Source organism: Thiofilum flexile DSM 14609 (assembly GCF_000380185.1).
In the GTDB taxonomy this organism is placed as follows: domain Bacteria; phylum Pseudomonadota; class Gammaproteobacteria; order Thiotrichales; family Thiotrichaceae; genus Thiofilum; species Thiofilum flexile.
The window spans coordinates 45920-52511 of sequence record NZ_KB904760.1 but is presented as its reverse complement, the minus strand read 5'-3'; the positions used below and the strand labels follow the sequence as shown (position 1 = coordinate 52511).

Annotated in this window: 7 protein-coding genes; 2 read left to right on the top strand and 5 right to left on the bottom strand. The window is 43.7% G+C overall.

Features of this window, described 5'->3' with window-relative positions; all coding sequences use genetic code 11:
* Nucleotides 1-339 (top strand): integrase core domain-containing protein (locus A3IK_RS0108135; RefSeq protein WP_026220786.1); only part of this gene is annotated, 339 nt, incomplete at its 5' end.
* 231 nt (nt 340-570) lie between these two features.
* Here A3IK_RS0108135 and A3IK_RS0108130 read toward each other — a convergent pair.
* The 4 genes from A3IK_RS0108130 to A3IK_RS0108115 all read right to left on the bottom strand — a co-directional run bounded on the left by A3IK_RS0108130 (nt 571) and on the right by A3IK_RS0108115 (nt 4429).
* Nucleotides 571-1197, bottom strand: coding sequence for a hypothetical protein (locus A3IK_RS0108130; RefSeq protein ID WP_020559487.1), 627 nt, complete (start codon nt 1195-1197; stop codon nt 571-573).
* Between the two features lie 69 nt (nt 1198-1266).
* Entirely contained in the window at nt 1267-2829 is a 1563-nt protein-coding gene (locus A3IK_RS0108125) for an ATP-binding protein (RefSeq protein ID WP_020559486.1), read from the bottom strand.
* A gap of 153 nt (nt 2830-2982) precedes the next feature.
* Nucleotides 2983-3423: a GNAT family N-acetyltransferase gene (locus A3IK_RS0108120; protein ID WP_162596626.1), complete on the bottom strand. Its 441-nt coding sequence runs from the start codon at nt 3421-3423 to the stop codon at nt 2983-2985.
* Between the two features lie 289 nt (nt 3424-3712).
* The gene (locus tag A3IK_RS0108115) at nt 3713-4429 is read right to left on the bottom strand and encodes a hypothetical protein (RefSeq protein ID WP_020559484.1); all 717 of its coding nucleotides are present in this window, start codon (nt 4427-4429) and stop codon (nt 3713-3715) included.
* Between the two features lie 967 nt (nt 4430-5396).
* Here A3IK_RS0108115 and A3IK_RS0108110 point away from each other — a divergent pair.
* Nucleotides 5397-5780: a lysozyme inhibitor LprI family protein gene (locus A3IK_RS0108110; protein WP_020559483.1), complete on the top strand. Its 384-nt coding sequence runs from the start codon at nt 5397-5399 to the stop codon at nt 5778-5780.
* A gap of 98 nt (nt 5781-5878) precedes the next feature.
* Here A3IK_RS0108110 and A3IK_RS0108105 read toward each other — a convergent pair whose 3' ends face one another.
* Nucleotides 5879-6592: an aspartate/glutamate racemase family protein gene (locus A3IK_RS0108105; RefSeq protein WP_020559482.1), complete on the bottom strand. Its 714-nt coding sequence runs from the start codon at nt 6590-6592 to the stop codon at nt 5879-5881.

Below are 6592 nucleotides of genomic sequence, written 5' to 3'. Positions count from 1 at the left end.
ATCACCTTGAGGAATCCCCCGTCTGGCCTGATGTTTCATAGTGATCAAGGCTCGCAATACACCAGCCAACGCTTTGGTAACTTATTGAAACAGCATGGTATACAAGCCTCGATGAGTGGAGTGGGTGCCTGCTGGGATAATGCCGTGGTGGAGCGTTTTTTTGGTAGTTTGAAGAACGAATGGTTATTAAAGGTCAACCACCTGACCCGACAAGCCATGAAAGAGGATGTGGAGGCGTATATTCGTTATTACAACCATGAGCGTTTACATACGGCTAATGGTAATCAAACGCCGGTGGAGTTTGAGTTGTCTCAATTAAATCTGTCAGGGATTGCTTGACCAGAACAATAGACTATACAATTTATGCTTGGAAAATGATCAAATCACCGACTATCGGAATAAATAGTCTTCCACACAAGAGTATTTTGAGTTCCCAGAGTACTTTTTAGATAACTGAATATCGTCAAAGCAAGTAATATCCAGCCTCTCTAACTATTCTGCAATACAATCATGACTGTCTAGAATGCTATGTGTAGGCGAGAGCATATTCACCATCAAGTAGAACTATTATTAGCTACCTGCTGACTCATGGACTAGGGGTTTAAAGCCTTTAGAAAATAACCTGACAATAGAGGCTGGAGTAAGAACCGTGACTACAGCGGAAGGTGAGAGTATTAGATCAGACTGACTATAGCCCTGATAAGACCACTGATGTAAATGTCCCTGCCAAAGCAGGAAAGCGGTGCCATTCATATCTATAAAGGCTCCTTCTGGAACGGCTCCAAACTCCATTTGAAAAGTGATCTTGCCATCATTGTTTACACGCTCTGAGTGAAGTAGCTCATCTATTTTGGAAATGGGTACGGATTTAGGTGAGTTAGTCTCAAGGTTTGCAGAACACCACAAGGCCTTAAATTCGTTATACCTTGCTCGGCGGCACTCGGCACAGGGGCGATGACCTGCAGAAAATGCGGTGGCTTCATCGAGGAAGAATAGCTCAGTGTAACTACCAGGGCTAAAGACTTTTCGCTGCCTGTCCTTGAACTCACGCTCGCAAGTGACCCAAGATTTGTGCCTCCATTGGGTAACTATTTGCTGTTGCTCATTGTGGAGAATGCCACGATTACCCATATACTCGCCCCGCACAGAAACGGCATGCAAACGTCCCCAAGGATCAACCCGATTTTGAAAAGTCATAAGTCCTCATTAGTTAAACGTTTTGTTATTCCAGCTTATTTGTCCCAAATGTGTCAGGGTGATAGTGGGTTAAGCCGTATTCCCGACTGCTTCAACCTCAAAAGCCACCAGATTACGATGCTCACGGCTAAACTCAACACCAATCAAGTAGATAGGTCTTTCAAGGCTGCGGTATTTGTCAGCATAGCCCCTATCTTGCAACTGCTGCAGGGCATGGCCTTCGGGTACTATTTCCACGACCTTAAATTCAAAGATATACACCTGCTGGTTAAACTTCAGGGTCATATCAATGCGTCCCAAATTGGTCATATCCTCAACAGTGACATCTAACCCCAAAGCGGCAAAATAGGAGTAGAACACGCTGGCATAAAAGCCCTCGAATTGTTGGATAGTATTATTGGTATACCACGCATAGGGAATACTGGCGAAAAAGCTATGAAATAACTGTTTCAGTCCCGAAAAGTCATTCACCATCAGCAGCCGATATAACTGTGCCGTCTGCACCGCTTGACGGGAGCGATCCTGTACCAATTTGCCTAGTAGGTTTTCATTTAGGCTCTGATACACCTCGCGGTTGGGATAGCCGAGAGTATAAAAGACTTGTCCACCCAGATTTTCGATTTGTTTGATAGTGAGGTAGCCCGTTTGGAACAAGAGAGCTTCGGTGGCGATATCGTCTACATCAAAACTAGAGAGCATAGCACTGCTACTAAACAGGCTATCGAGTTGTAGGGTCGGTATCTGACGCTGAAATAGTAAGTCCACTAAAAAGGTAGGGGTGCCAGTTTCAAACCAGTAATTGCGGAACTCGTGTTTATCAAAGAGCTGTAAAATATCGAATGGATTGTAAACCCCTTCACCCAGCCAGTGATAGCCGTTGTACCAGTCCCGAATCTGCTCACGGTCAAAGTTAGGAAGCTCTGGAGCAAATATATTGTCAATGTCTGCATCGGTATAGCCGCATAGGGTGCTATAACGCGCATCCAGAGTAATATCATTGAGATTGTTAAGCCCAGAAAACAGGCTGACCTTGGAAAACTTGCTCACTCCAGTCAGAAAGCTAAAACGGATATGGGCATCATAGTCTTTAATCGTGCCGTAAAAGCCGCGCAGAAAATCACGATTGGCTCGCGCTACATCGGGATAATGCAGGGCATCTAGAATAGGTTTGTCATATTCATCAATCAACACCACCACAGGAGATCGTTTTTGTGTGCTGATGGTTTCAATCAGATCGGCAAAGCGACTACCCGCATCATTAAAGGCTTGTTGCACCCCGAAGTCACGCTCTAGTTGGGTGAGCTGCTGGTGTAGGGATTCCTCCAGACTCTGCTGCTGGCTGTAATTTTTGCGTCCGAAACTAAAGCGCAGCACGGGATAAGCTACCGACCAGTCCCAATGCCCATGCACCGCCAAGCCCTGAAATAAGGGTTCGTTACCTTCAAATAATTCCTTAAGGGTATCCAAGAGTAGGCTTTTACCAAAGCGGCGGGGGCGTGACAGGAAGTAGTGCTTGCCGTGTTGAATGAGTGATAGTGCTAGCCCGCTTTTGTCGACGTAATAGTAGTTATTCTGGCGAATCTCGCTGAAAGTCTGAATGCCGATTGGTAGGTTTTTGCGGGCTAGGTTCATCGGGGTCAACTCATCAGAGGAAGGGCTTTAGTATAGCATGAAACAGTATTCCCCCTACTGTTCTGATCAGCGAGATCGGTTATTGAATACAAACCAGTCAATAGCCAGCTTACACAGCCATGATCGCTCTGGAAGTTTTTTGTGGCATTTTTTTTAGGCTGCTTTCTCATTGTGTAGAGCCTTTCGAAATGTGACTTTATCTACATCTTGCGCGTAGAAGTCGCGGATGCAGGCTTCCTCAGTGAAACCGTATTTTTTGTAGAAAGTACGAACATGCTTGAACTCGTCAATGCCTGCTGTATCTACCAGTAGGATTCTACCACCGTAGGCTCTCGTCACACACTCAACCTCGGACAGCAGTGAGGTTCCGATTTTGTGCCTTTGGAGATCTGGATGCACTGCGATCAGCTGTAGATTCCAGGTGCCTTCAGTCATGCGCTCCGGTTCACAATAAATCACTCCATTGAGAGCTTCATTGAAACTCCCCATCCAAAACGGGGCGCTTGGATCATCTGTAGAGGCTTGATCGAACATTCTCTGTAGCAGGGGCATTTGGCTTTCGTCAAACAGGCCGGTCGATCTCGCGACTTCCATAGCCTCTATCTTATCTTGAGTGGTTAATTTTCGGATCATGGTCTTTTATTAGTCCGTCTTCAAGGTTAAAACCACCGTCTTTAGACGGTTAGCTTTAGCAAGCTTAGTTTTGCAATTGCAATTAAGGTAATAGGATGAAAATCTATTAAAAGCGTGGGGCGCGATATTGGGTGGACGTTCAGTCCTCTGCGACCCACGCCTAACCCTTCAGCTTTAGCTGATGGTTGTTAAGTTATTTTGTGCATAGTCCGAGATCAGAGATAGCATCATGACTAGATGAATAGTGCAATTATAAATTACAATCTTGAATATTTAGCTTTTGATTCGGGAATGATAGCATTTTTTCACCCAAAGTGATGAGCATACCATCATTTGCATATCCCCATTTGCCAGCGCCAGATTGCTGTGAAAAGCTGTCACATGAGGTGCCTAAATATATAGTTTCACCTGATGAATTTTTTAAAATAGCACCATTTTTATTATAGGTTATTAGATATATAATATTTTCAGAGTCTTTTAGTTTAATTATATTTGTTGTCTTTTTTTTGCAAGTACCAATTTTTCCATCACTCTCTCCTTTGGTTGTAAAGACATTACTATCTAATTGGATAATTTCAGATGATACACTTATGTTTTTTGGAAAAAAATCTTCTAATTTAAAATATTTATCTATTAATGGATTTGTAAGGTTAACTGTTTTTATTTCTTCAGTGGTTTCTATTAAATATTTATTTTCTTTGATTTCCCACTTTCCGCTGGCTGAAATATTATAATCTAATTTGACTCTGTTTTTTTCAGGAGTGATCATGTCTAATGATACTTTTCCGAATAAGTTGGATCTACCATTTCTAACATAATCGACATCTACTAAGAGACTCACGATATTATCTTTTTCTTTAGCCATTTCGCTGCATGACCATGTGCCAAGTATTTTCTCTTCATAGTTGGTATCATCAGCATAGATAAACGGTGAAAATAAAATAAAAGACAGTAACAAGTATTTCATATAAAGATCCTTATATTAAAATTCATCTATTCGATATAAAAGTATCTATCTGATGGATAGATCGCTACTGAAAAAATAACTACATGATCTATTAGAGTAGATAAGCTACCCTATAAGCGGAGAATTTTATTATTTTAAATTAATATTTATGAGGGTAAATTAGAGTATAGTTATACCCCAAGTCAATAATTATTGACTAACAGTATATATACATGATCGCCAATGCCACTAGAGTGTGGTGGTAGTTGCTAGGTACCTATGCGGACAGATTCAATAATTCTTTCAAAATCAGTTTCTTGAAAGTAGTCCGTGTTGGAGCTACTTGGTATGCCAATACTCCAATAAATAAAACTAATGTGTAGGCAGAGTTGACAGCTAGGCGAGCTTCAGCAGCTACTATTCCTGGGGTAGATCAGATCAAGGCTACACATCAGTGTGACTATCCACGTTGTATTAGGATTTCCTTGTTGTTTTTCAGGAAGAAAGGGTAAAGATAAACTGAATGCCAAAAGCGCGACAAATATAACTAAACACCCTTGCATAAGAAGTATATGTTTTTTTTATCAAGTTTAAATTCTTGCATAAGATTTTTAGACTCCTTATCTTAGATATATTTTTTATTTATTTTGTGCGTAGTCCGAGATCAGAGATAGCATCATCACTAGACTTTCATACTAGAGCCGCTAGTATTGAAAAATAATTATTTTTATCGACTTCTATAGCAACCACTAAAGCAGTTGTTAATGCATTCCTTTTGCCTGCCGCCAGCTTCAGCCGCTGAAAAGCCGCTACAGCACGGTTTGTTTATGAGAGACAAGTCGGTAGCAGGTACTCGGCTAATCATAATAACAACTTATGAATAATAATATTTATCATGGTAGAAAGTGTAGAATTTTATCTCAGGTAGGCTATAGTCAGTGAGTGGGTTTTATCTATATCGCTCCCCCTGATTAAAAGGAATTTAATTATGAAAAAGGCTATTCTGATCGCCGTCATGACATTATTTTCTACCAACGCGTTTGCAGCCGCCGAATGCTCTCAGGAATCACTGGCCGATCTACGAGCCATGACTCCTGAACAGGCGGGTGTTTGTGCCAGTTCCACTGAGGCCGACCTGACAAAAAAGTATGAAAGCCTGTTGGTAAAATTCAAGGGTGCCGGTAATGGCCTTGAGGATACATTAAAGTCCTCGCAGACCTCATGGATCGACATGCGGGATCGTAACTGCTCCATTGTCAATCAGGCTATCCCCACCGATCCGACCTATGGAACCAATGCCATCCGTGCCCGCAATATCTGCAATATCATCATGAATACACAGCGCAGTGATTTCCTGAGCCTGTATCTGTAGTATTACCAATCACCCAGATCCCAGTTCGTTGTCAGGAGGTCTGACCACTGGCAACGGATTGAGGTGTAATAATCAAGTAAAGTTGTACAGCAAACCCACTACACCTCCCCCTTATCCAAAACCGGCAACGCATACCCCCCTGTTTTCCCTGTCTGCAGACGAATACTGACCATAGCCTCCGCCAGCGCCACCGCACAGCGCACCCCGTCCAGTACCGGCACCCCATACTCGGCACTAAGCTGATCCGCCAAATCTGCCATACCCGCACAACCAAGCACAATCGCCTCAGCCTGATCCTCACGCAGAGCCGCCTCAATCTCGGCGCGAATGCGTAAACCCGCATCCGAACCCGCCCGCTCCAATTCCAGCACGGGCACCGAAGCCGCCCGCACCCGCGCACAGCGGCTGATCAAGCCATAACGGGTGAGATTATGTTCTAGTGCTGGAATCGAGCGTGGCAGGGTAGTCACCACGCTGAACTTATTGGCAACCAGACTAGCCATATGATAAGCCGCTTCACCAATGCCGATCACGGGAGCCGTCGTCAGGCAACGAGCCGCATCCAGTCCGGTATCATCAAAGCAGGCAATCACAAAAGCATCCACCTTGCCAGTATCCTGCTGTTGTTGCAGGGTACGTAACAGGGGTGCAAGACTCATGGCCTCATCGTAATAGCCCTCGATACTAGCGGGCGAGTCGGGTGGATTGAGCGCCAAAATCTCGGTATCAGAGCGAGCCGCTGCTTGTGCTACCCGTCCAATCTTGGCAGTCATGGAGGCGGTTGAATTAGGATTGATCACAGCAATACGCAT

What these genes read in the sequence shown, in the direction of transcription:
- A3IK_RS0108130 (WP_020559487.1), bottom strand. Translation starts at nt 1,197, where the DNA reads ATGACTTTTCAAAATCGGGTTGATCCTTGGGGACGTTTGCATGCCGTT.
- A3IK_RS0108120 (WP_162596626.1), bottom strand. Translation starts at nt 3,423, where the DNA reads ATGGAAGTCGCGAGATCGACCGGCCTGTTTGACGAAAGCCAAATGCCC.
- A3IK_RS0108105 (WP_020559482.1), bottom strand. Translation starts at nt 6,592, where the DNA reads ATGCGTATTGCTGTGATCAATCCTAATTCAACCGCCTCCATGACTGCC.
- A3IK_RS0108115 (WP_020559484.1), bottom strand. Translation starts at nt 4,429, where the DNA reads ATGAAATACTTGTTACTGTCTTTTATTTTATTTTCACCGTTTATCTAT.
- A3IK_RS0108110 (WP_020559483.1), top strand. Translation starts at nt 5,397, where the DNA reads ATGAAAAAGGCTATTCTGATCGCCGTCATGACATTATTTTCTACCAAC.
- A3IK_RS0108125 (WP_020559486.1), bottom strand. Translation starts at nt 2,829, where the DNA reads ATGAACCTAGCCCGCAAAAACCTACCAATCGGCATTCAGACTTTCAGC.